17 protein-coding genes are annotated in these 22,227 nt (G+C 43.1%); 11 read left to right on the top strand and 6 right to left on the bottom strand.

Features of this window, described 5'->3' with window-relative positions; genetic code table 11:
• Window positions 1-43: 43 nt before the first annotated feature.
• Both B7989_RS00280 and B7989_RS00275 read right to left on the bottom strand, forming a co-directional pair.
• The gene (locus B7989_RS00280) at window positions 44-3,160 is read right to left on the bottom strand and encodes a KGGVGR-motif variant AAA ATPase (protein ID WP_088626673.1); all 3,117 of its coding nucleotides are present in this window, start codon (window positions 3,158-3,160) and stop codon (window positions 44-46) included.
• An 18-nt stretch (window positions 3,161-3,178) separates the two neighbouring features.
• Window positions 3,179-3,874 (bottom strand): hypothetical protein, encoded by a 696-nt coding sequence (locus B7989_RS00275; RefSeq protein WP_088626672.1) that lies wholly within the window; start codon window positions 3,872-3,874, stop codon window positions 3,179-3,181.
• Between the two features lie 240 nt (window positions 3,875-4,114).
• Between B7989_RS00275 and B7989_RS00270 the strand changes: the two genes are divergently transcribed.
• From B7989_RS00270 to B7989_RS00220, 11 genes are all read left to right on the top strand, one after another.
• Window positions 4,115-5,038: a viperin family antiviral radical SAM protein gene (locus tag B7989_RS00270; protein WP_088626671.1), complete on the top strand. Its 924-nt coding sequence runs from the start codon at window positions 4,115-4,117 to the stop codon at window positions 5,036-5,038.
• 298 nt (window positions 5,039-5,336) lie between these two features.
• Entirely contained in the window at window positions 5,337-6,020 is a 684-nt protein-coding gene (locus B7989_RS00265; RefSeq protein ID WP_158212834.1) for a LysR family transcriptional regulator, read from the top strand.
• A gap of 128 nt (window positions 6,021-6,148) precedes the next feature.
• On the top strand, window positions 6,149-6,331 hold the full coding sequence (locus B7989_RS00260; protein WP_088626669.1) for a hypothetical protein: 183 nt from the start codon (window positions 6,149-6,151) through the stop codon (window positions 6,329-6,331).
• A 157-nt stretch (window positions 6,332-6,488) separates the two neighbouring features.
• Entirely contained in the window at window positions 6,489-7,172 is a 684-nt protein-coding gene (locus B7989_RS00255; protein WP_088626668.1) for a GTPase family protein, read from the top strand.
• Window positions 7,173-7,242: 70 nt separating this feature from the next.
• Entirely contained in the window at window positions 7,243-8,250 is a 1,008-nt protein-coding gene (locus tag B7989_RS00250; protein WP_088626667.1) for a GTPase family protein, read from the top strand.
• Between the two features lie 457 nt (window positions 8,251-8,707).
• A complete protein-coding gene (locus tag B7989_RS00245) occupies window positions 8,708-9,319 on the top strand; it encodes a hypothetical protein (protein WP_088626666.1) in 612 nt (203 codons plus the stop codon).
• Window positions 9,300-10,523: a serine/threonine protein kinase gene (locus B7989_RS00240; protein WP_233144182.1), complete on the top strand. Its 1,224-nt coding sequence runs from the start codon at window positions 9,300-9,302 to the stop codon at window positions 10,521-10,523. The genes B7989_RS00245 and B7989_RS00240 overlap by 20 nt, the downstream gene beginning before the upstream one ends.
• Before the next feature lie 37 nt (window positions 10,524-10,560).
• Window positions 10,561-11,247, top strand: coding sequence for a VWA domain-containing protein (locus tag B7989_RS00235; RefSeq protein ID WP_088626665.1), 687 nt, complete (start codon window positions 10,561-10,563; stop codon window positions 11,245-11,247).
• A gap of 1 nt (window position 11,248) precedes the next feature.
• Window positions 11,249-12,241 (top strand): PP2C family serine/threonine-protein phosphatase, encoded by a 993-nt coding sequence (locus B7989_RS00230; RefSeq protein ID WP_088626664.1) that lies wholly within the window; start codon window positions 11,249-11,251, stop codon window positions 12,239-12,241.
• A 101-nt stretch (window positions 12,242-12,342) separates the two neighbouring features.
• Window positions 12,343-14,094, top strand: a complete 1,752-nt coding sequence (locus tag B7989_RS00225; protein WP_144264921.1) for a hypothetical protein — start codon at window positions 12,343-12,345, stop codon at window positions 14,092-14,094.
• Window positions 14,095-14,108: 14 nt separating this feature from the next.
• Window positions 14,109-17,291, top strand: coding sequence for a KGGVGR-motif variant AAA ATPase (locus B7989_RS00220; RefSeq protein ID WP_088626662.1), 3,183 nt, complete (start codon window positions 14,109-14,111; stop codon window positions 17,289-17,291).
• Between the two features lie 14 nt (window positions 17,292-17,305).
• Here B7989_RS00220 and B7989_RS00215 read toward each other — a convergent pair whose 3' ends face one another.
• From B7989_RS00215 to lon, 4 genes are all read right to left on the bottom strand, one after another.
• Complete coding sequence (locus B7989_RS00215) at window positions 17,306-18,358, bottom strand: M48 family metallopeptidase (protein ID WP_088626661.1); 1,053 nt, start codon at window positions 18,356-18,358, stop codon at window positions 17,306-17,308.
• Window positions 18,359-18,367: 9 nt separating this feature from the next.
• Window positions 18,368-18,928, bottom strand: a complete 561-nt coding sequence (locus tag B7989_RS00210) for a LemA family protein (RefSeq protein WP_088626660.1) — start codon at window positions 18,926-18,928, stop codon at window positions 18,368-18,370.
• A 103-nt stretch (window positions 18,929-19,031) separates the two neighbouring features.
• Entirely contained in the window at window positions 19,032-19,814 is a 783-nt protein-coding gene (locus B7989_RS00205) for a YggS family pyridoxal phosphate-dependent enzyme (RefSeq protein WP_088626659.1), read from the bottom strand.
• A gap of 38 nt (window positions 19,815-19,852) precedes the next feature.
• Complete coding sequence (lon, locus tag B7989_RS00200) at window positions 19,853-22,183, bottom strand: endopeptidase La (RefSeq protein ID WP_088626658.1); 2,331 nt, start codon at window positions 22,181-22,183, stop codon at window positions 19,853-19,855.
• Window positions 22,184-22,227 lie beyond the last annotated feature (44 nt).

Genomic DNA, 22,227 nt, shown 5'->3' with positions numbered 1-22,227 from the left:
AAGTCAAAATTCTATAGGATAAAATATATTCTATAAAAAGGCATCAACAAGTTCCAGTTACACTAAACAAGTACTTTCTCTTGCGCAATTTCGCAAGCATTTGAAGTTCTTTTTTACAATTCCGTTTCAATTGTCTATTACGCTCAATTGATTTGTTTAATAATTCAATATACATCTTGTTATCAATGAAGTAAAACCCATCATCAAGCGCACCATTCTGCAAATGCCATAAACTCCAATAAATCGGAGCAAATACATAAAATAAACCCTTATTGGTAAATTTTTCCGCCATTATCCCTTGACCAATAATAAGTCTTCTTAATTTCTCAAACGACGCGCGATACACTGAAGGTGATAAAAGTGATTCTTTGTTTTTTTCAAGAGTTTCTTCTATCAAAAGATTAAACAGAGTACTCTCCATCGACTTATAACAAAATACAAATCGTGGAGTATGAAGAACTGTTTCCTTAAATTTTAATAGAATCTCGTTTGATTTGTCGCTTGCCAGATTCTTAAAATACCTCCCCGCAGCCTTTTTCAAGATCTCATTTGAAGTATATACTGACGGTGAAATGACTTCTTTTATGTAGCGTTCTGATTTTAGTGCTTGTTCAATAGCATTATCTTTGAGTATATTTATGAAGTAAGATAAATTGACAGAATTGTTATCTGCATTGGACAACATTTTCTTAAAATAATCCCATGGTTTTCCTAATTGATTGACGTATTTTCCAAAAAAAACTTGAACTAGTTGTTCCAACGATGCTCTAGAGAGACATTTTAGCTGCCTTTGGGGAATTAAGAAATCATTCTTTAAAGCATCTATATTGTTAAAATCAATTCCTTGTTTAATCGCCATACTTCGAAACGCCTTGCTCGCACATTCATCCGAAAAAATGATTTTAAATAGGAGTCCAAATGTTTCTTCAATGCTCCATTCAATATTAATAATGTTGCCAGAAAAACGATTGTTTTCTTTACCTTTTGCTTGAGCAAGCGTACCTGCACAAATAAAAAACTTTGGCAAAATATTGCTATACCGCATACTTTTTACTGAATAAGATTTAATAAGGCAATTCGCAATGTATTTCCAATAAGGGAGCTTTGAATCAATTTGATCATAAAGCAAAATGATCTTTTTGCTTTGCTGTTTGAGCTCTTTATTAAAATTCTTTATATCTTCCTTAATATAATAAAGTGCATCCTTCTTAACGATTTCATTTAAATAATGGATATATTTGTTTTTATCAACTTTTCCTCCAAATGGTTCGATCCCTATGTTCGTAAGCACGCTATTAGTGATAACCTTGTGACGAATTGCAGCAAGATTTTCATTTCCATCGTCGTACAATAATTTATTCCAAGTAAAAATATGCCAAAAATGATTAAAATAATGTTCATAGTTGGACATATTATTTGGGGAGTATTTATCTAGCGTTTCCCCCAATAAACCGCTAAAAATGATTTTATCATTTCCATCCATAACACAAATACTTGTATACTGAACGTCCTGTTCGCCGTCAGCACATTCTTTAATTTTATTTAAAATATTCTTATTCTGTAACGCTTTGCACAAGTATGTTTTTCCGGAGCCTTTCATCCCCTCAATGATGAAATAGTTCTTGTTAAATACTTTTTTCATGCATTCACGATAAAGAAACCCTCTTTCTATAAGCTCGTCTTTTCCTGATTGCTTTCCCGTATGTTCTAGTTCATTTTTCAAATGATAAAGAATAATATTTTTTAGATCTATTTTCGAAGTGAGATCAGAAATCTCTTCAGCAGAAATAATGAGCTTTTTTGTTGAACATTCAGAAACTCCTTCATCATAATCATCTTGACTTTCTGAGAAACAATAATCATCAATTCCTTCAAACAATTTTGTATAGTCTACAAACCTATCTTTATCAAATTCGGACGTATTCATTTTTATAAATTGATCATCAATTTCAGCGTCTCCCGTACCAATACTTTCTAAAATAGGATTTCTATGAATAAAATATTGTGCCGGAAATATATTCTCATAAGAACGATTTATAAAATCACTCATTTGTGGAGGAATACGATCCTTTTCATTGTTTGGCAAAATCGAATATGCGAGTATCAGTTTGAAACTTTGTCCATTATGTTTATCATTTTTATTTTCATCCGCCTTCAAAAGCGCCGAGTGAATATTTACAAGATTCATGAATCCGGGCTCTGTTTGTCGACTATATCCAAATAGACCTACAACACACGTAGATAGATATAGAATCGCATTTCCGAATATATCATTAAATCCAGTTCTAGAATCGACTAAGATTACATCAATATTTAAATTTTTTAGATACCCAAAAAGGTTATTAAATCCTTGCACAACATTCTTTGTATTGCCTAAATTTAACTTAGCAAGCCCTTCTAGATAATCGCGCCTACTTTGGCTAAATACACCATCATTAGTTCCGTCATTCAAATTACCAGCCGGCATTAACCAAATGTTTTCTAATTCAGGATGTTGCTTACTAAGTTTTCTATCAACCCCAATATTTAAAATATAATTATTTATATCAATCGATTTATCAACAAATTGCGTATCGCATAAAAATTCTACAAGACCATTTTTTTTCCCATCTTTTAATTCAGGATGCTCCGATAGATTGAAAAAATTTAAATATCCCGGCGCTTCAAGATCGCAATCAATAATGGCAACCTTTTTCCCCTTATCCGCAGCTAGGTGCAATGCATAAGAAATCATTGCCGTTGTACGTCCTACGCCACCTTTATAGCTATAAAAAGTTATTACAGGAGGAAATTCGCTTGCATCTGCTATTTCATATTGCTTTTTTCCTAAAAAGGAATCAAATCTATAGCGAGGACCATAGTCTATAGATTCCGAACCTTCAACCATTTTAGAATAGTATGAATCGTCTAATTCAGAAAGAGGTAAAATATTAAAGTATATTCTTAATTTGTTCTGATTAACCGCATAGCCAGTTTTTGAAATGTAATCAAAAAATTCCGCTTCAATATTCTGCAGGGATTCGCAGTCTTCTGTAAAAACATATACATCCAATTGGAAACCAATTCGTACAAAAATTTTAAATTTCCGAACTTCTCTAGAATCCTGTTTTTTAGTCAGAAATTTTTCAAGCTCTTTTGCATACGTTGTTATGAGTATCATACTATCTCCTGACCATAATCAAGTCTTTTTTTGATATGAGTAAAAAACGATTTCTTGACAAACATCAAGAAGATCTTTCAAAGACGATTCGTTAAGATCCTTTTCAATTTTTTCCCACAAAAAGGCATCAGAATATCGAAGTCCTGAAGACCATCCTCTTATAAGAGCTTCAACCTCAATAGTAACTGGAGTGACAAAAAAGGGAACGTTTTCTGATGGCGGGAAAATGACGTCAAACAATTCTTTATCATTTTTTATGTTTTCTATTAGATTTACAAAATGATGTTGTTCTATGGCATTAAGACCATTAAATTCATTTAAAAACTTTTTATCATCATCGCTTATTTTCAACCTTTTTTTAGTTATAGGATCTCTTATTCTACTCCCCAAATAAATTCTTTTTGTGATTCCATTATAAACTGGATAATAATCGACTTTTGTAAATTGCGTAAATTCTTTGATAAATTCATCAACATCATGTTTGTCCGGCTCAAACACTTTGCCTTGCATCTTATAAAGATCTCTTACATGAGAGTATCCTGTCTTATAAATAATGAATACCGTGACGGCTTCAAAAATGTAACCCGACAAATAATAAATATCCTTTAGCAGGTTCTTCTTATCTGAAATTTCACTTTCATTAATAGTTTTTACAAATTTTTTGCATGTTGCCAAGTGCCTCTGCGCAGTATCTAGATACTCTCTGTACTTCATAACGTGAAATATATCACTTTTTTGAAAAAAAAACTTGCCGAACCCACAAGATTTTTATATAATTGAAGTAGGTTTTTTAGCCTCCTGTTCTTCGGAGCGGGAATCTTATATGAATACATAGTGCCTTTGTGCCGCTTTTTTAATTCTGTAACCGCAGGTTACAGCTCGCCTTTGTAACCTAGGCGGGAGTAAGTTTGGGTTGAATGAAGCGGTGTCGGGGCCTAGAAGGATAGGATTCCCATGAAGAACACGACTCTTCCCCTCGTCATCAATTTCCACGCATGCGCTGTATGTAACTTCAGCTGCCAAGGGTGCTATTCCAAGTGGCATAACCACCAAAACGAGGTCTGGAACGACCCCTCGAATGTACGCCAGATTATCGAGAACATCGCCAAGTTCCATAGGGACCATTTTGGCGAATCCGGTACACCTTGGCGTTTGAGCATTGTCGGTGGAGAGCCGTCCCTTTTCAAAGACAAAATTCAGTTTGTCGCCAAAACGGCGCGCGCTTACGGCGCCGAGGTTTCCGTCATCTCCAACGGGAGCCATTTAGAAAATATCTTTCCATTTGCCCGCCTGTTTTCGCAGGTTGGGGTTTCTCTTGATTCCTTCTCGCATGAAACCAATCTCAAGATTGGTCGCCATTGCCACGGCAAGACATTGAGCTATGAAGAAATAGCTTCCAAGTTGGTCACTCTCCGCGCCATCAACCCGAAAATCCGCATCAAGGTAAACACTGTTGTCAATCAGAACAATTACAACGAGCTCCTGGTTGACAAGGTCGCCGCTCTTGGCGCAACAAAATACAAGATTCTTCGCCAAATTCCCTTTGACTGTTGCAAGGGGGTTACTGACGAGCAATTTTTCTCGTTCCTGCGCAACAACTACCGTGAAGATCTTTTCGCATCAGATGGCGCACCCAGCCAGCATATTTTCGTAGAAGACAATGCTGCTATGCTGGGCAGCTACCTGATGATAGCTCCAGACGGGCGGCTTTTCCAAAATGGTCAAGCTGAGTACCGCTACAGCCACCCTCTCATGAGCACACCCTTTGAAGTGGCTATGAAAGAAGTCGGCTTTGCGGAGGGCAAATTCTTCAATCGCTACACATCGGTCGCCACAGACGCAACCATCGCCAAGATGAAGCTCGCTTCTGCGGCGTAACCCTTGACATCATCATCATTACTTGGATTCACTCTAACACGGAGGTCTGAAATGCTATTGATCGCAGCATTCATTCTTAGCAAGATTCTTTAGGAATCCCATGCCTCGCTCGAAGGCATTAAACTCGAGTCCGTTCGCCTACGGCAAAAAGGCGCTTCTATCTGATTGGTTTGCCTGATACCAAAAATCGGGCGCTATACGGCTCTTTACCGCTTTCGCTCTAAAGAGCCGAACCTATCACGAAATCAGGATGTCCCTGATGTCGTTTTCTTGCCATTGTGCAAAAGGAGATAGAAGAATGAAACTCGATAAAGAAGCACGCCTTGCCCTCATTGCAAAAGTCCAGAATGACGGCGACATTGCCTCCATCCACACCCTCTATGATTTCTATAGAGAAAAATTTGAGGCGGCGGCCATGTACCATTTCAACAGACATCCCTTTGATTACGAAATTGCAAAGTTACGAAACGATGACGCACGGAAACAATGGTTTGTTTTTGGTGCCGCCTATGAAGCATTTGACAAAACGTGCCGAAACTACAAGCCCGTATGTTCTTTTGCAACCTGGATGAATCGAGAGATTGAATGGTCGTTTGAGGAGAAAAACGAAATCGCTAAAGCGCAATACAAGGCCGAGGCTGGAACATGGCGCTGCAACAACGGGCATAATGTTTCGCTTGGCAAGTACGTTGATTACGGGAACGCAACGGTATGGCGCCAATTTGACACCGATAATCACGAGTCTGATTCTTCGGAAACAGACAATCATAATCTGATAAAGGCCATATTGGAAGCTGTCCCCTCTGAAAGTCGCACGCATGACATATTGACAACATGGATTGAAGGGGAGGCTGAAAGTGAAAGTGCCGTCGCACAACTGTTAGGCATCTCGCAACCAGCCGTCAGCAAAAATCTCAAGTCTCTCAGAAAACGGCTGAATACCAAGCTTCTGCAAGAATATCTTGAAAATCAGAATGGGTAGCGCCAAGGTTCCCTGCGCATAGTAAAGCGGGAACCTCTTCACTTTTTTCAGAATACTGGTTATAGAATCGGGATTAACGGCCGATATAATAGATAGAACCGGTGCAGGAGCGCCAAAGGAAACACACAATGATTGAAATCATCGCTAAAACAATCGGAACACAGGTCGGCACAACCATCGCTAACGAAGTTGCGAAGCATTCTGACGAAATCCTCTACGAAACACTTGAACTTGCAGGGGATGCCGTTGAATTTGCGGGAGAATGCGTATGCGATATTCTCAACGGTATCGGCAATCTGTTTGATCCGTGAACTTAACCCGTATTACGTGTAATAGCGCCAAGGTTCCCTGCGCATGGTAAAACGGGAACCACTTCACTTTTTTTTCAAAATACTGGTTATAGAATCGGAAACAACAGCTGATATAATAGACAGAAACAGAAAGAAATTTCCCAAAAGGAGTAACGACATGAACATCCTGAACTATCGTGAAAACGACATCTACCACCGTGTAGGTGACGACCTGCCTCTCGATGTGCTTATTGTGGGCGCTACGGGAGCCGGCAAGTCTACGCTCGTGAACGCTCTTATGAGCAAACCCGTTGCCAAAGTAGGTACGGGAGTTGATCCCGAAACGATGGAAGTGAGTCAACACTCGCTTAGCAATCGTTTCCGCGTTTGGGACACGCCGGGTCTTGGCGACAGTACTGCCGCTGATGCGAGACACAAGCGCAAGCTCGTTGATTCGCTGCTAAAAACGTACAAGAAGGGTAACAAACTCTGCCTCTTCATGGACCTTGTCCTGGTGGTACTTGAAGGCGGCATTCGCGATATGGGTTCGTGCTATTCGCTCTTGAACGAGGTGGTTGTTCCCAATATCGAACGCGACCGTATCTTGGTGGCAATCAATCAAGCCGATGTCGCCATGAAAGGGATGCATTGGGATTATGCGAACAACAGGCCCGATGCGGAGCTCAATTCGTTCCTACGCGACAAGGCGGAGTCTGTCAAGCGTCGTGTTTACGAGGCGACGGGCGTTTCTATCCGTACGCCGGTGTGCTTCTCAGCGGAGACGGGCTACAACGTGCAAGCAGTCATCGATGCTGTAGTAGCACAGATCCCCTGCTATCGACCGCCCGCTAACTGTGCATGAAAATGAGAGAGTCTTTACGGGAAAACTTAAACGATCACAAACTAACACTAAACTCAATAGGAGTAAAAAAATGAAGAACAACCAAGAATTCATCGAAAAAATGCAGCGCGATATCGAAGCTTCCGGCCTTCCTGAAGCCATCAAGCGCAAGCTGATTGCCAACCTGCTCCTGCTCAAGGGCAGAAAAGTGAATTTGCTCGTTACGGGTGCCACGGGGTGTGGCAAGAGCTCCACGATTAATGCACTCTTCGACGCTGACGTGTCAAAGGTGGGCGTAGGTGTGGATCCCGAGACAATGGATATCGAAAAGTACGAACTCGGCAACCTGATTCTGTGGGATAGCCCGGGTCTTGGCGACGGCAAGGAAGCAGACAACCGCCATGCGAAAAACCTGACGGCAAAGCTCCTCGAACGCGACAGCGAAGGCAATCCGCTTATTGACCTCGTGCTGGTAATTCTCGACGGCAGTTCCCGCGACATGGGAACATCCTTCGAACTCATCAGCAACGTGATCGTGCCAAACTTGGGCGAGGACAAGGGGCGCATCCTGGTGGCAATCAACCAGGCCGACATGGCCATGAAGGGTCGCGGCTGGGATCGCGAGAACAACAAGCCCGAACCCGAGCTGGAACGTTTCCTTGAAGAAAAGGTGGAATCGGTCAAAAGACGCATCATGGAAAGTACCGGCGTTGATGTGGAACCCATCTACTATAGCGCAGGCTATAAGGATGGCGACAAGCCGCAGCGTCCCTATAACCTGACGAAGCTTCTATACCAGATTGTCCACTACACGCCCAAGGAAAAACGCACAATTTTCGTAAACAACATCAACCGCAAGCGTGAAATGTGGACGGATGATGACGAGCTCAAAGATTATCGCAAGAGCATCATGGACGACATCGCCGAATCTATTTCGGAATGCGCCGACATCGGTGCCGACGTGGGAGAAAGCCTTGGCAGCTGCTTCGGTAGCGCAGGTCGTGTGGTAGGTCGTATCGGCGGTCGCATCATCGGCGGCGCTTTCGGTGCGGTCAAGAGTTGCGTTAGTTCATTCTTCGGCAGCTTCTTTGGTTGGTAACAAAAGATTGACCAAACCGTCTCTTGCGCGAATGCTCTCGGCGCACGGTAAACTGGGAGCATCAATCTTCTCTAGGAGAAACAACAATGAAACAAGTTCTCACGGTTCTTGAAATCGTTGCTGCAGCTATCGCCATCTACGAAAAGATGACTAAGAAAGACAGCGAACGTACTTAGTGCAAGCATTGCACTTTGTGAACATGCGTGTGCCCCCGCGCCGGAGAGGGGCGAAACAACCATAGGAAGAAAACAATGCAAGTCAAAGAAGTGATTGAAGTGGCGAAGACCCTTATTGATGCGGCAAAGCCGATCATTGAGGCAATTCAGGAAGCTGCAGAAAAACTCGGTAAATAGTGTTGTGGATCACCGAGAAAAGCGCCAAGGTTCCCTGCGCATGGTAAAATGGGAACCACCCTTTATTTTTCTTAACGCCACTTATTCCAAAGGAGCCTTAATTCATGGAATCTAAACAATTGATCGACATGTTTCCCTTCGGTTACACATGTCTAAACAACCAAAACGGCAGCATAACATTGTCACTTGATACAAAAAGCACCGATGGCTATGTTGTCGCGAAAAAGGTGCCCTTAAACGACAGGATGCCTCCAATTACACAAAAAGACATAGACCTCGTTCAATTGGATTGGCGCAATACAGGCACTATTGTAGACTGGTTTAATGACGATGCGTGCCGCTATTTCATTGCAGTGAACCTCCAAGATGGCTTAGCCGATTATAACCTGATACTGCACGCATTTTTTGGTGACGAAACGTTTGAGATTCGAGGGTATTTTACAGAAAAAGAAGGCGAGAATCACCGTAAAAGAGTCTGTAATGAACGCTTTCTGAAGCAAGTTTCGCCTGACGCCGTAACTACGGAAATGGATTTCACTAATGAGCGGTATGACATCATTTTCCCAGATGATGCCTTGTCGCACTGCAGAAGACTTGGCGAAATCATCGCCATGAATGCCATCTGTCCGCCAAATGTACATGCGAGTCTGCCTAGAAAGGCGACTTCCCATGACAATGAATCCATGGAGAACAACGATGAACCCGATTTTGAATAAGCCTATGCAAAAAATTGCCCCTGATCGAAGGCTCCCTGTGACCAAGTCTGTCAAACCAGGCGATGTTCTGCATACGCAAAACCAACAGTCTGTGACGCTTGGCTCTGTATTGGGTGAAGGTGGTGAGGGTTCGGTTTTCAAGACAAACACACCCTACGTGGCTAAAGTTTACAAGCCTGAAAAGACCACGTCCCATAGGCTCGCGAAGCTCCAGGCGTTGCTGCGCATGGGCCTCTCTTGCCCCGGAATCTGCCTTCCTAAGGCACTACTTTACAACTCGAAAAACGAATTTGTAGGCTACCTGATGGAGAAGGCAGATGGCGTAAAGCTCCGCAACCTTTACATCAAGCCGCTTCTTAAGAAGACATTTCCTCACTGGCGGAAACGCGACCTGACTGAGCTTTGCGTCAACATCTTACGAAGAATCGGCTACCTACATTCAAAGGGGATCGTTCTTGGAGACATCAACCCGGATAACATTCTGGTTAGAACACCCAAGGAAGTGTACTTCGTAGACTGCGACTCTTACCAAGTAGATGGATATCCCTGCGCTGTAGGAACCATTCCGTTTACCGCACCCGAACTGCAAAACAAGGGTGCATACAACAGCTTCCTTCGCACTATAGGCAACGAAAATTTTGCCGTGGCAGTCCTTCTGTTCTCTTTGATGGTAACAGGGCAAATGCCATACAACCAGAAAGGAGGCGAAACTTCCCAGGGAAACATCATCAACATGGATTTTTCGTACCCCCTTGGAGAGAAATCTAACAAGAAGACTCCCAACGGTCCCTGGAGATTCCTGTGGAGCCACCTGCCCAAATACCTAAAAGAGGCTTTCTATGAGACTTTCAGCAAGGGGGGTAAATATTCTACTGAGAACACTCGATTAGGCGCCTTTGAATGGTACAAAAAACTCAACTACTACCTAGGCTTACTTGATACGGGGAAATTAGGCGAGCAGGACAAAATGTCAGAAGAACTTTACCCGACTCGTTTCAAGAAGCAAAAAGGGGTTACCTACGTTGTGTGCCCACGCTGCAACGAAGACACTGATCAATCTCATTTTACCAAAGAGGGAATCTGCATGGAGTGCCAACGAAAGATATGGCTTAGCCGTCAATTGAGAAATCGCACTTCACGAGCCCCTGTAAGGAAGACCGTTCAAAGTAAATCTCGCAGTTTTTTCAACTGCTTATTCCATTAACTCTAACACCAACAATCAAAACATAAGGAAAAACATCATGGAAAAAGAAACTCTCCTCAACCTCGAAGACCTCGAAAACAACCCCTCCACCCGCGTGCCGGTGTGTCTCGTTCTGGATACTAGCGGTTCGATGAGCGGAGATCCCATCAACGAACTCAGTGAAGGAGTACGTCTGTTTTACGACGCGGTGCGCAGCGATGAAACCGCCCTGTACTCCGCCGAGATTTCGGTCGTGACATTCGGTGGAACAGTCACTCGCAAAACAGACTTCAACACCCTTGAGCACCAGTCCGAAACACCTGAGTTTTACGCCAATGGAGGTACACCCATGGGCGAAGCCATGAACATGGCGCTCGACATGCTGGAACAGCGCAAGTCCGAATACAAGAGCAGCGGTGTGGATTATTACCAGCCGTGGATCGTCTTGATGACGGACGGCAGGCCCAATGGCGACAACTCGGAACTCTCAAGGGCAATCCAGCGTACCTGCGACATGGTCAACGAACGCAAGCTGACCGTCTTCCCCATCGGTATCGGCGAAGAAGCCGATATGGATGTGCTGGCAAGGTTCTCTCCAAAGCGCCCGCCCCTCAAGCTGCAGGGATTGAACTTCAAGGAATTTTTCGCCTGGCTCAGTAAGAGCGTGTCGAAAGTGACGCAGTCCTCTCCGGGCGACAAAATCAAGCTGGATACAGACGGTATCAATGGCTGGGCGGAGCTGTAGCATGTGGTATACACAGCAATGCGCCGTGCAAGGCAAGGGTCACCTGAAAACCGACACCCCCTGCCAAGACAAGACCTACTCCATCGTCAAAGGTTCATGCACCGTGTGCGCCCTTGCCGACGGGGCGGGCTCCGCCTTTCTCTCGCACTTTGGAGCCGAAACCGTTGCGAAAACGATTTGCGACTACATGGCAGACAACTTTGACGCCATAATCAACGAAGACGGAGTCGTTGTAAAGCAGAATATTCTCGCAGTCGTAGGCAACAGCCTCAACGCACTCTGTCTTGAAAAAAAATGTACCATCAAAGATCTTGCCTCTACCTTGCTATTCGTTGCAGAAAAGGCTGGAAAATTCATCATTTGCCACATCGGAGATGGAGTCATCGGCTATGTCAAAGATGACAAGGTGCTTGTAGCCTCCCACCCAGAAAACGGTGAGTTTGCAAATACCACAGTCTTTACGACATCAAGCGACGCCATCGCAAGCATGAAGATTATCAAGGGGAACTTGAATCAAATTTCGGGATTCATCTTGATGTCCGACGGCACGGAGACTGGTTTTTATAACAAACGGGATAAAGTCCTTTCTCCTTCCCTTACCCGCTTAGTAAAGCTAGCTTCCGCTTGCGACGCCGATTACATGTCGCGAATGTTGAACAGCACTTTCGAAAATCTTGTAAAGCAAAAAACCTCTGACGACTGCAGCATCGTGCTGATGTCGCGTTGCGCTGAGGGAGCTGGCTACAGAGATTTTTCAGAGAAAGATAAATGCTGCATTCTTGGACTGCCCAATACGCGTGCATCGCGTAAAAGACTGCAAGGCTTTGATGCAGTTCTTGAAATTCTGCAGACATGGAAAGCCTACGGCGCAATAAAAGGTAGGCTGCACTGGCGAGGCAAGAAACTGGACAGAGTTTTCAAGCGACTTGTCAACGCAAAAATTCTGGAAGTTCGCGAGGACGGACATTACAAATCCGCCCTCCGGGCTTTTTAATAGCACGATCTACTTTGGAGGATTCGAACAGTTTAGACGTAAAGCATCTCTTTTCATATAATTATTAGTCTTTTCTAGAAAAAAGAGATATATTTCGTGATATGAACACAATGAAACATAGGGAGTATCTATATACAGCAAAAAGACATTTGGCAGCATGTCAAATGTTTTTCAAAAATACAGAATGGGAAATAACACCAAAAAAAAGCGATTTGTTAAAAGAAAAAGCCATTCAATTAATAAGTAAAGAAGATTATATTGCAAAAAAATATGCACTCCTAAAAAAATGGATTTCCTTGCTGCAGAAACAAACTGCATCTATAGATAAACATCGAGAATGGTTGCAAGAAACAAATGCCTTTTACCAAGAAAAAACGGAACCATTAGCAAACATCTCGAACCAATTACAAAATAGCACGATGTGGTTAATCCAGCAGAATGATTTGTTAAATGAATCCGATAATTCTACATGCCAACCAACTACGCTCTTAGAAACAATTAATGCTCAATTAAAAGAAGATTTTATTCGGCAAAGGGAACAAAAACTTAAAATTAAAGAAAATAGTATTTTTCTAGAACAACTATCTTCCAAATTGAAAGATTGTGTACATCAGCTAGAATCTATTGCAAACGAAATTGACCAAGAATTTCCGCAAAGGATACATAGCGAATCTTTGAAGCGAGAGGAATTGCAAGAAAATGAAAATGCACATCTATTAGAAGAATTTTCAATTAAACTAAATAATCAAGAGCACCAAACAAAAGCATTAAGCAATAAATTGAAATCGTATGATTCAAATTTGAACGCAATTTTCCAAGAATTAAATGACGACATCAATAAATTAGAAGAAATTGATGCATTTATAAAAGATGTAGAAAAAACAATTAATGAACAAAAAACTTATTTAGAAGAAAATATAGATAAATTAAAAAAGCAACTGGACGAAACAGAGTATATAACATACTTAGACAAACAAGAATCTCAATTAAGAAAAAATAAGATTTTCCGCAAGCAACATAAATCATATACAAAAAAAGATGTATACCAATCTAAAGAATACAAAATCTTGTTAAGGGATAGGAAGGTTTTATCAAATCTTGAAGCGGAACTGGATAAAAATGATGTTTTGCTTAAGAAGAAATTCAAGCATTTCAATGATGAATTAGAGAAAAAAAATTACTTACTAAAAGATATCTACTATTTAACAGGATATATATTAGAAGCATTGACAATTTATGCTGCATACGAAGGAGGACGATTTAAAGGAGAAAGAATAACAGATTTAGATATAGAATTCACTCAAAATACTCATATAGATTATTATAAAGTCAATTGGAACAACATCAAAAAATGCTGGCGCTCTAATCGACAATATCCCCAAAAAAATGACGAAAAGTATTCTAATGAGAAAGGTATCGAACAATATGAAAAAGATTCAAAAGCACTAATAGAGCTAAATAAGCTCATAGATGAATGGAAACAAAAAGAATTTGAAGAATGGAAACAAAAAAATTTTGTAGGGAAATGGAATCGTACTTGTTTTCATTCTGTAGAAGATCATCACTTCTATGAAATTATAACCAATGTCTTAAACAATAGAAACATTGAAAACACTCTTATCACAAATGATGTACCATATCTATCTTCTACCGAAGATATTCCTATTGAGAATGCTGCTATAAAAAACAAAGTTATCACCTTAATTCAAAATTGGGACACAAGCCTTCGATACACAGAGAACGAAAGTGAAAAATGGATATGCATTGAAAAAGAAAATGCCTTGCAACAGGAGACTTTAGAACAACTGATAAAACTGTGTGAAACCATCTTCGCTGCTATAAACCATGCATAAAAAAGGAGTTCATTATGACATTTATTTCAAAATACGCCCAAGCATTAAAACTTTTCCTCCTAAAAGAACTTAAAAACGACGAAACAGAAAAATTTAAAATCTTTATCCGAACAGGATTTCAAATAGATGTATATATATTCGTTCATGATTGCCAATATTATACAGATATCAAACAAAAATTTGATAATTTCTGCAAAGAAACGAAATCTTTTTCTGATTTAGAGCCAATTAAAGGAAATGATTATATAAAAATCTTCTTCAAGGTCCTTCCTTTTGCAGATTTAGAAGATTCATTTTATTCCAATATCGTCAACAATCCGAATAACATTGATTACGGTCCTCGTTATAGATTTGACTCATTTTATAGCACATCAAAAATCAACCTCACTAAAGATGACGAAACAGAGATTCCCATCATCACATTTTATAGCCACAAGGGAGGCGTTGGCAGAACCACTGCAATGGCTTCATATGCATTGCATTTAGCAGCACAAGGAAAGAACGTCGCAATTATTGATTGTGATTTAGAGGCTCCCGGATACCTCAATTTCTTTGATCTATCCGAACACGAGGAACTAATAGAAGGCAAAAAAAACGGACTTGTTGAATTTTTATGTGATTCCCAATTTATGGGAAAAGATGTCAACATAAATGATTATATATTAAATGTTGGAGCTCGTAATCAAAGCAACGACTATAATCCAGCACTTGATCGTATCTGGCTCGTCCCTGCAGGGAATCTAAACGAAGGTGTTACAGAAGATAATGCGCTAAAAAGTCCAAATAGGCAAGACTACTTAGAGGGCTTGGCTAAGTTGAACTTAGGCAACACCCAAAAAGTGATCAAAAGTTTCAACGCTCTATTTGAACAGTTAAAGACCTTAAATGTGGACGCAATCCTGATCGATTCCAGAACCGGATTCAATGATATCTTTGGAACTGCAACATTACATTTATCATCATGCGTTGTAGGTTTCTTTGGATTAAGCAGGCAAAACGAACCAGGATTAATAAATCTTTTAGCTCAACATGTTAAAAACGAAAATCTATTCGAGCTAATCCTAGCATATTCAATTTTACCGAAAAATTATAAAGAAGACAACGTTTTAATGGAAGCCTATAATCGAATGGAAGCGTTCATTATGGGTGTTTATGACAAAAAAAATGTTCCGGCAAGAATTCCGATTCATCGAAATGATAATCTAGAAAGGATTGGAATAGGCGATTATGCTGCAAATGAAAAATTCATTGACATGAACACCTCAACAGATAGGGACAACCAATTCTCGGACTACACTCTCCTATTTAATGAAATTGATAGAAAATGTTTCCCAAGCGGGATACTTGGCACAGTATTTGGTTCTATAGCACATGCATTACGCGAATACTACAATGAAATTGATAAAAAAGCTTTCTCAAATGAGCAAGCGCATCTAATAGCTAAAGATGCAAATTCTAATTTATTTGATTTAAGAAGCATCATCCTTCAGCATTTAAGAAAAGTTTTGAAAGAGTCCGCAAATAGCGCAGAAGACAGCGCTATAAACGAAAGTACATTCTTCTATAGAACATGCATGAACAATTTCTTCGATAGAGACAAATTCATCATTTGCGGACGCATGGGAACGGGGAAAACATATTTATATAAAGCTCTCCAAAACAACCAGATTTCCAACAATATCAAAAGATCATCCAGTCAAAAAGACGATAATGACGATTACATTTTTATAAATGCAACACCCCAAAAAAGGGAAGAGAAGCTTCTCTTAACTGATATAGCTAAACATAGTTTTGATAAAGATTTTATATTCTCCAATTTTTGGCGAATATACATTTGGACAAAATTGTTACATGACGACGGAAATGAAAGTCTAGCAAAAATTCGCAAGATGGTCAAACAACAAAGGCATGCAATGAATGCCGACAAGCCTGAATTTTTTGTTGAAATGCCTTATGACAAAGAATTTTCAGGAATAGATTATATCAAGTACACGGAAAGCGTAGATGTTCTTCTAGGAATCGTAGGTGATTTACAAATTTTTAACGAACTTCTGAAAGTATCACATAAAAAAGTTTTCATTCTCTTTGATGGATTAGAGTCCTACATCCATCCTTTATACTGGAATAACACAATATCATCTCTTTATGATTATTGCAGCTACCCAGAAGTTACTTCCAGCAACATCATTCCTAAAATTTTCGTCCGTACAGATCTATTGCCACAAATAGAGTCCCTAAATACTGACCTACAATCCAACAACATCATCAATATGGAATGGTCTATCGAAGAAGTTTTCGGATATTTCTTCAAACTAATTTTTTCAGACCCAACAACAGGTTCAGCTTATTGGAATATTGCAAGAAAACTCGGCATAGATCCACAATACATTGCAAATACTGAAAAAATTTTTGAGACCAACAATAATCAATTCAAGGACCTTTCACAAGCAGAAATGATTCCTCTTTTACAAGTGTTCTTTGGCAAAGACACACTCGGTTTAGGAAGACCGTGGGATTATTTCAAAAAGGAATTATCTAACGCTGATAACACGGCCAATCTACAATTATTCATTAACATCTACAGATATGCTATAGGTACGGCTATAGCAACTGCAGAATCAAATATAACTGAAATTATAAGTCCAACTATTTATGCATCAAAAAGAGTTCGTACCAATGCTGCAACAACGTTATTTTATGAGCTAGTCAACGATAAATTCTGTAAAAGCTTGCAAACCTTTCAAAGTGCTATTTTGTTTGGTGGTAAAGGAATGTATCTCTACAAATCACTGGACGAAAACAAATTTGAAAATTTAATCAACGAAACAACCATTCGAATAGACGCTTCCGAATACGGTCATAAAAAAGAAGATCTGATAAATATGATCTTTGCAAATGGCATTATGGCCATTAATCAAACAACAAAAGGAAAATCTTTCGTATTTGCTCCTCTCTATTGGTTCCCATGGGGACTTAAAGATGTAGACGAAAAAAGTAACGACAATTTAAAAATTAGGAATAAAAATTCTGAATTTGATCAAATTGCAAACATAAGCAAATTTATCGAAGGTGTAGGCAATGTCGCCACTGGCGCTGGACTTAAAGAATTTGGAACTGCAGCTACAGCCGTCGGTTCAGCAGTAAGTATGGCGTCAGAAATTGCAAAAATGATATCCAAATTAAGCAACAAAAAATAAATCTTTCAACAACCCTAGAACTGCTTCAACAGCTTGATTCTCTCGGGAGTATCGGGGTGGGTGCAGAACATGATGTTCGCCTTCGCGATGATGCCCTTGAGTTTCATATCATTGTCGAATTCTTCGTCGGGGTGGATGATGTAGAGTTGCGCCACATCGCTACGGCGCACGGTATCGAGACCCGGATAGTCCGAAATTTTTTGCAGGGCAGAAGCGAGCGCCCAGGGGTCGCCACAGAGTTCGGCGCCGCCCGCATCGGCCACGTACTCGCGGGAGCGCGAAATGGCAAGGCGCGTGAGCCAGCTGAACAAGTAGCCGATGGTGCTCCAGATCAAAACAAGAATCAGCGCAAAGATGATGATAACTCCACCACTTCCCCCGCCGCGCCTGCTGCGGGAATGGTTGCGGGGGCCGCGTAGCATTGCCGAAAGCAGCTTCATCGATACCATCTGAATGGTCGAAAAAATTCCCACGAATACGATACACACCACCATGAGTCGCGTGTCACGGTTCTTGATATGCGTGAGTTCATGCCCCACAACGGCGGCGAGCTCCGCGTCATTTAATTTGTCTATAAGCCCGGTCGTGAGCGTAATCGTGAACGAGGGAATGTCGATTCCGCTCGCAAACGCGTTCAGACCGTTATCCTCGACGATGTTGATTTGCGGCATCTCGATTCCGCCTGCAATGCAGAGGTTCTCGACAATATTGTAGACGCGCAGGTTATCTTTGCGTTCAAGGGGTTTCGCATGCGTCGCATGCCGTATAATGGCGGTATTCGCGCAATAGGCGATAATGAACCACACGCCGACAATCTGCAAAGTGTAAGGAAGCACCTCCCAAAAACTATGCCGCACTTCGGGCCAGTGCAGAATGCCGTATTTCATGTAGGTGGCGTGGCCTTCGGGGCACCCGCCTTCGACAATCGGGCAAAGCACACCGAAATAGTCAAGACTCAAAATGACTACGAACACCATCGCCAGGATAATAACGGGAAACAGGCACAGCAGCAAGATGCTGTTGCGGTTGTTCCGCCAAATCTGGGTTTGGAGTCCGACGTATTTCATGAGGGAAGGCTAAAACTTCACCTCGGGTGCTTTGTTCAGGTCTTCGCGGCTTTCGGTGGCCTCGTACATCGTGGCACGCTTGAAGCCGAACATACCGGCCACAATGTTGCTCGGGAATACTTCGCAGGCGTTGTTCAATTCGCGAGTGGTAGAATTGAAGAAGCGGCGGGCGGCAGAGAGCTTGTTTTCGATATCGGCAAGTTCGTTCTGCAGCTGCAAGAAGTTCTGGTTGGCCTTGAGTTCAGGGTAAGCTTCCAGCGAAATGCGGAGTCCTGCGAGTGCACCAGAAAGCGCCTTGTCAGCCTGAACCTTTTCGTCGACGGTTGTTGCGTTCATGGCCGCGGCACGAGCAGAAGTCACCTTGTCGAGAGTTTCTTTTTCGTGAGTGGCGTAGCCCTTGACAGTGCTCACCAGCTGCGGCACCAAATCAAAACGCTGCTTGAGTTGCACATCGATATTTGCGAATGCATTTTCACGGTTATTGCGGAGTTTTACAAGTCCATTATACATCGAAATGAACCAGGCGATTAGCACCACCACGACAATGCCGGCAACAATTCCAATAGTCATATTTTACTCCTTTCTGTTTCTTAGTAAGAAATCTATATAAAAAAAAGATCCCGGGTCAAACCCGGGATGACATTTTTACGCCCCAAAAGAGCGTCTTTTGACTCTAGACAGGATCATTGACCGGTTTACTGTAGTCGCGTTCGCCAAAGAGGGCCGTTCCCACGCGAATCATGGTAGAGCCTTCTTCAATAGCGACTTCAAGGTCACCCGTCATGCCCATCGAAAGCTGGTCAAAGTGGGCGAATACACCGCCCTTGGCCAAGAACTTTTGTTGCAGATTACGGAGGAATGCAAAGCATTCGCGGCTATCTTCGGCGACACCGGTATTCTTGCCGATGGTCATGAGCCCGCGGAATCGCAGGTGCGGGAAATTCGCGCTCTTGCCGTCGGCAGTGGCTGCGCCCGCACGATTTTCTAGATCAGCAAGGAACGCCTCGGCTTCGTGCACATCGAGGCCGCTCTTGGTTTCTTCTTCGCCGGCGTTAATCTGAAAGAGAATATCCAGCACCTTATTTTGCGCGGCACAAACCTTTTCGAGCTTTTCTACCGCTTCAATACTTGCGATGGAATGGATGCAGTCAGCGACAATCGCCGCCTTCTTGAGCTTGTTACTTTGTACAGGACCGATTACATGGCAACGCACGCGGTTTCCGTCTTTTGCAATACGCGGTTCGGAGAACTTGAGTTCGGCTTCTTGCACGCGGTTTTCACCGAAATCGGTAGCACCCAGCGCAATCGCATTTTCTACAGCTTCTGCCGGGTGGAACTTGCTCACCCAAACGAGTTTTACCGATTCACGGCTACGGCCCGCAACCTTGCAGGCTTCGCTAATCCTTGCTTCGAGAGCTGCAAGGTGCTCGCGCATTTCATCTAAAGTAAATTCCATAATATTCCTAGATTGCCACGCTTCACTCGCAATGACGTTTACTTCTTATTTTCCTTGAACAGCACCTTGATAATTTCGTCGATGTGCTTGTGCGTGTAAATCTTGAGGCCCTTCTTTGCAGGCGCCGGAAGTTCGTTTACATCCTTCTGGTTCTGCGCCGGGAGTCGCAAGGTTTTTACGCCGGCCTGAAGTGCGGCAAGCGCCTTCTCGTTCAAGCCGCCAATCGCAAGGCATGCGCCCGTGAGGCTCACTTCGCCAGTGAACGCAATTTCGGGCGAAACCGGCTGCTTGGTAAACGCACTGAGCAAGCAAAGCGTGAGGGCAATACCTGCAGAAGGACCATCTTTGGGCACAGCGCCTTCGGGCACGTGAATATGGATATCCGTCTTTTTCACAATATTCGGATCGATACCGAAGCGGCTCAGGCGTTCGCGCACAAGGCTCAAAGCAATCTGCGCCGATTCCTTCATCACGTCGCCAAGCTTACCCGTCATCAAGAGCGTTCCCTTGCCAGGCAAGAGCATGCATTCGATGGGCAGAATTTCGCCACCGACGCTTGTCCACGCAAGGCCCACGATAACGCCCGGGCGGCCTGCAGCAGGCAGCTGGTTGTCGAGGTAACGCGGAGCGCCCAAGTAATCTTGCAAGGTCTTTTCCGTCACTTCGGTCTTGTACTTCTTGCCCATCACCTTGTCTTTGGCACGGTGACGCACCACGTTTTCAAGAGTACGTTCCAGTTCGCGCACGCCCGCTTCACGCGTCCATTCGCGAATCACCTTCGAAATGATGCCGTCGTCAAAAGCGACATCCTTGCCGTTTTCGATGCCCGTGCGTTCGCAAATGCGCGGCACCAGGTACTTGCTTGCAATCTGCAACTTTTCGTGCGGATAGTAACCGGGTAGGCGTACCATTTCCAAACGGTCGCGCAAGGCTTCGGGGATTTCGGCTTCGCTGTTCGCCGTCGCAATAAAGAGCACGCGGCTTAAGTCAAGCCCCACTTCCATAAAGTGGTCAGTAAAGTCGTGGTTCTGCTCGGGGTCCAAAACTTCGAGCATGGCACTGGCGGGGTCACCGCGGAAGTCGCTTGCCATCTTGTCGATTTCATCGAGCAGGATAATCGGGTTCATGCACTTGGCACGGCGAAGCGCCTGGATAAAGCGGCCCGGCATGGCACCGATGTAGGTACGGCGGTGGCCACGGATTTCGGCTTCGTCACGCACGCCACCCAGGGTAATGCGCACAAAGTTACGCTGCATGGCATGGGCAATCGATTCCACGAGCGTCGTCTTGCCCACGCCCGGAGGACCAACCAAGCAAAGAATCGGAGCGCGGCGTTCGGTACCCGTCAGTTTCAGCACGGCCACGTATTCCATAATGCGTTCCTTGACCTTGTCCAGGCCAAAGTGCTTGGCGTCCAGTTCACTCTTCACCTTCTTCATGTTGAGAACGGTGTCGGTGTATTCGCCATACGGGAGCGTCAGGAACCAGTCCAAATAATTGCGGCTCACGGCGTATTCCGGAGACGTCGGCTGCATCAGGCGCATGCGGCCAATTTCATCTTCAAGCTTTTCTTGAATGGCGGCCGAGAACTTTTTCGCCTTGATTTTCTTGAGCAGCTGATCGGGCTCAGAAGAATTCCCGTTTTCGCCATCGAGTTCATCTTGCAGCTGGCGAATCTGTTCGCTAATGAACCATTCCTTTTGCTGCTGGGCCATTTTCTGGCGTACGTTCTGCTGTACCTTGACCATCATGGTGTCGGTATCGGCAGCCACCTGCATGATTTCGACCAGACGTTCCGCAAGTTCATCGATTTCACCGATTTCGAGCAAGCGCTGGCGTTCGTCCATCGAAATCTGCAAGAACGGAATCATGCCATAAAAAGCGTTAATCTGGCTGTCCATGGTAAACAGGGCATCTACCATGCCTTCCGAAATATTCCTGTGCAGGGAATATTCCTTGAACTGGGTCAGAACCGTTTCAAAGCGCGGGCTCTTGTCGGCATCCGTAATCGCGGGCTTGTGAGCCGAAACAGTCACCATCAAGAAGTTGTCCTTAGTCGTGATGGAACGCAAATCCACCACGCAGTCCCCTTCGAGCACCACCTTCACGCAACCATTCGGGAAGGGCGTTACATTGCTTACGTGTGCGAGAATGCCCACCGAGTAAAGGTCGAGCATCGGGTTTTCAAGTTCTTCTTGCTCGATATTCTTCTGAGCCGAAAGAATGATTTGTCCATCGTGCGATTCAGCATATTCAAGAGCGCGCAAAGAAATATCCCTGCCGACCAAAATGCGGCGGGTCGTGTGCGGAAATACAACAGCGTCCCTCAGAGGGAGCAACGGATACGTTTTTGAAGTGTCTAAAGCCATACATTACAAAGATAGTATCTTTAAAAAAAAGCCAGTCTGCATTT

This window comes from Fibrobacter sp. UWB5, assembly GCF_002210295.1.
Classification (GTDB): Bacteria; Fibrobacterota; Fibrobacteria; order Fibrobacterales; family Fibrobacteraceae; genus Fibrobacter.
The sequence above is the reverse complement of the archived record's forward strand: the minus strand, read 5'-3'. Positions and strand labels throughout refer to the sequence as shown.

Excerpts from the sequence above, each read along its gene's own strand:
- B7989_RS00280 (WP_088626673.1), bottom strand. The coding sequence starts at position 3,160 with ATGATACTCATAACAACGTATGCAAAAGAGCTTGAAAAATTTCTGACT.
- B7989_RS00275 (WP_088626672.1), bottom strand. The coding sequence starts at position 3,874 with ATGAAGTACAGAGAGTATCTAGATACTGCGCAGAGGCACTTGGCAACA.
- B7989_RS00270 (WP_088626671.1), top strand. The coding sequence starts at position 4,115 with ATGAAGAACACGACTCTTCCCCTCGTCATCAATTTCCACGCATGCGCT.
- B7989_RS00265 (WP_158212834.1), top strand. The coding sequence starts at position 5,337 with ATGAAACTCGATAAAGAAGCACGCCTTGCCCTCATTGCAAAAGTCCAG.
- B7989_RS00260 (WP_088626669.1), top strand. The coding sequence starts at position 6,149 with ATGATTGAAATCATCGCTAAAACAATCGGAACACAGGTCGGCACAACC.
- B7989_RS00255 (WP_088626668.1), top strand. The coding sequence starts at position 6,489 with ATGAACATCCTGAACTATCGTGAAAACGACATCTACCACCGTGTAGGT.
- B7989_RS00250 (WP_088626667.1), top strand. The coding sequence starts at position 7,243 with ATGAAGAACAACCAAGAATTCATCGAAAAAATGCAGCGCGATATCGAA.
- B7989_RS00245 (WP_088626666.1), top strand. The coding sequence starts at position 8,708 with ATGGAATCTAAACAATTGATCGACATGTTTCCCTTCGGTTACACATGT.
- B7989_RS00240 (WP_233144182.1), top strand. The coding sequence starts at position 9,300 with ATGAACCCGATTTTGAATAAGCCTATGCAAAAAATTGCCCCTGATCGA.
- B7989_RS00235 (WP_088626665.1), top strand. The coding sequence starts at position 10,561 with ATGGAAAAAGAAACTCTCCTCAACCTCGAAGACCTCGAAAACAACCCC.
- B7989_RS00230 (WP_088626664.1), top strand. The coding sequence starts at position 11,249 with ATGTGGTATACACAGCAATGCGCCGTGCAAGGCAAGGGTCACCTGAAA.
- B7989_RS00225 (WP_144264921.1), top strand. The coding sequence starts at position 12,343 with ATGAACACAATGAAACATAGGGAGTATCTATATACAGCAAAAAGACAT.
- B7989_RS00220 (WP_088626662.1), top strand. The coding sequence starts at position 14,109 with ATGACATTTATTTCAAAATACGCCCAAGCATTAAAACTTTTCCTCCTA.
- B7989_RS00215 (WP_088626661.1), bottom strand. The coding sequence starts at position 18,358 with ATGAAATACGTCGGACTCCAAACCCAGATTTGGCGGAACAACCGCAAC.
- B7989_RS00210 (WP_088626660.1), bottom strand. The coding sequence starts at position 18,928 with ATGACTATTGGAATTGTTGCCGGCATTGTCGTGGTGGTGCTAATCGCC.
- B7989_RS00205 (WP_088626659.1), bottom strand. The coding sequence starts at position 19,814 with ATGGAATTTACTTTAGATGAAATGCGCGAGCACCTTGCAGCTCTCGAA.
- lon (WP_088626658.1), bottom strand. The coding sequence starts at position 22,183 with ATGGCTTTAGACACTTCAAAAACGTATCCGTTGCTCCCTCTGAGGGAC.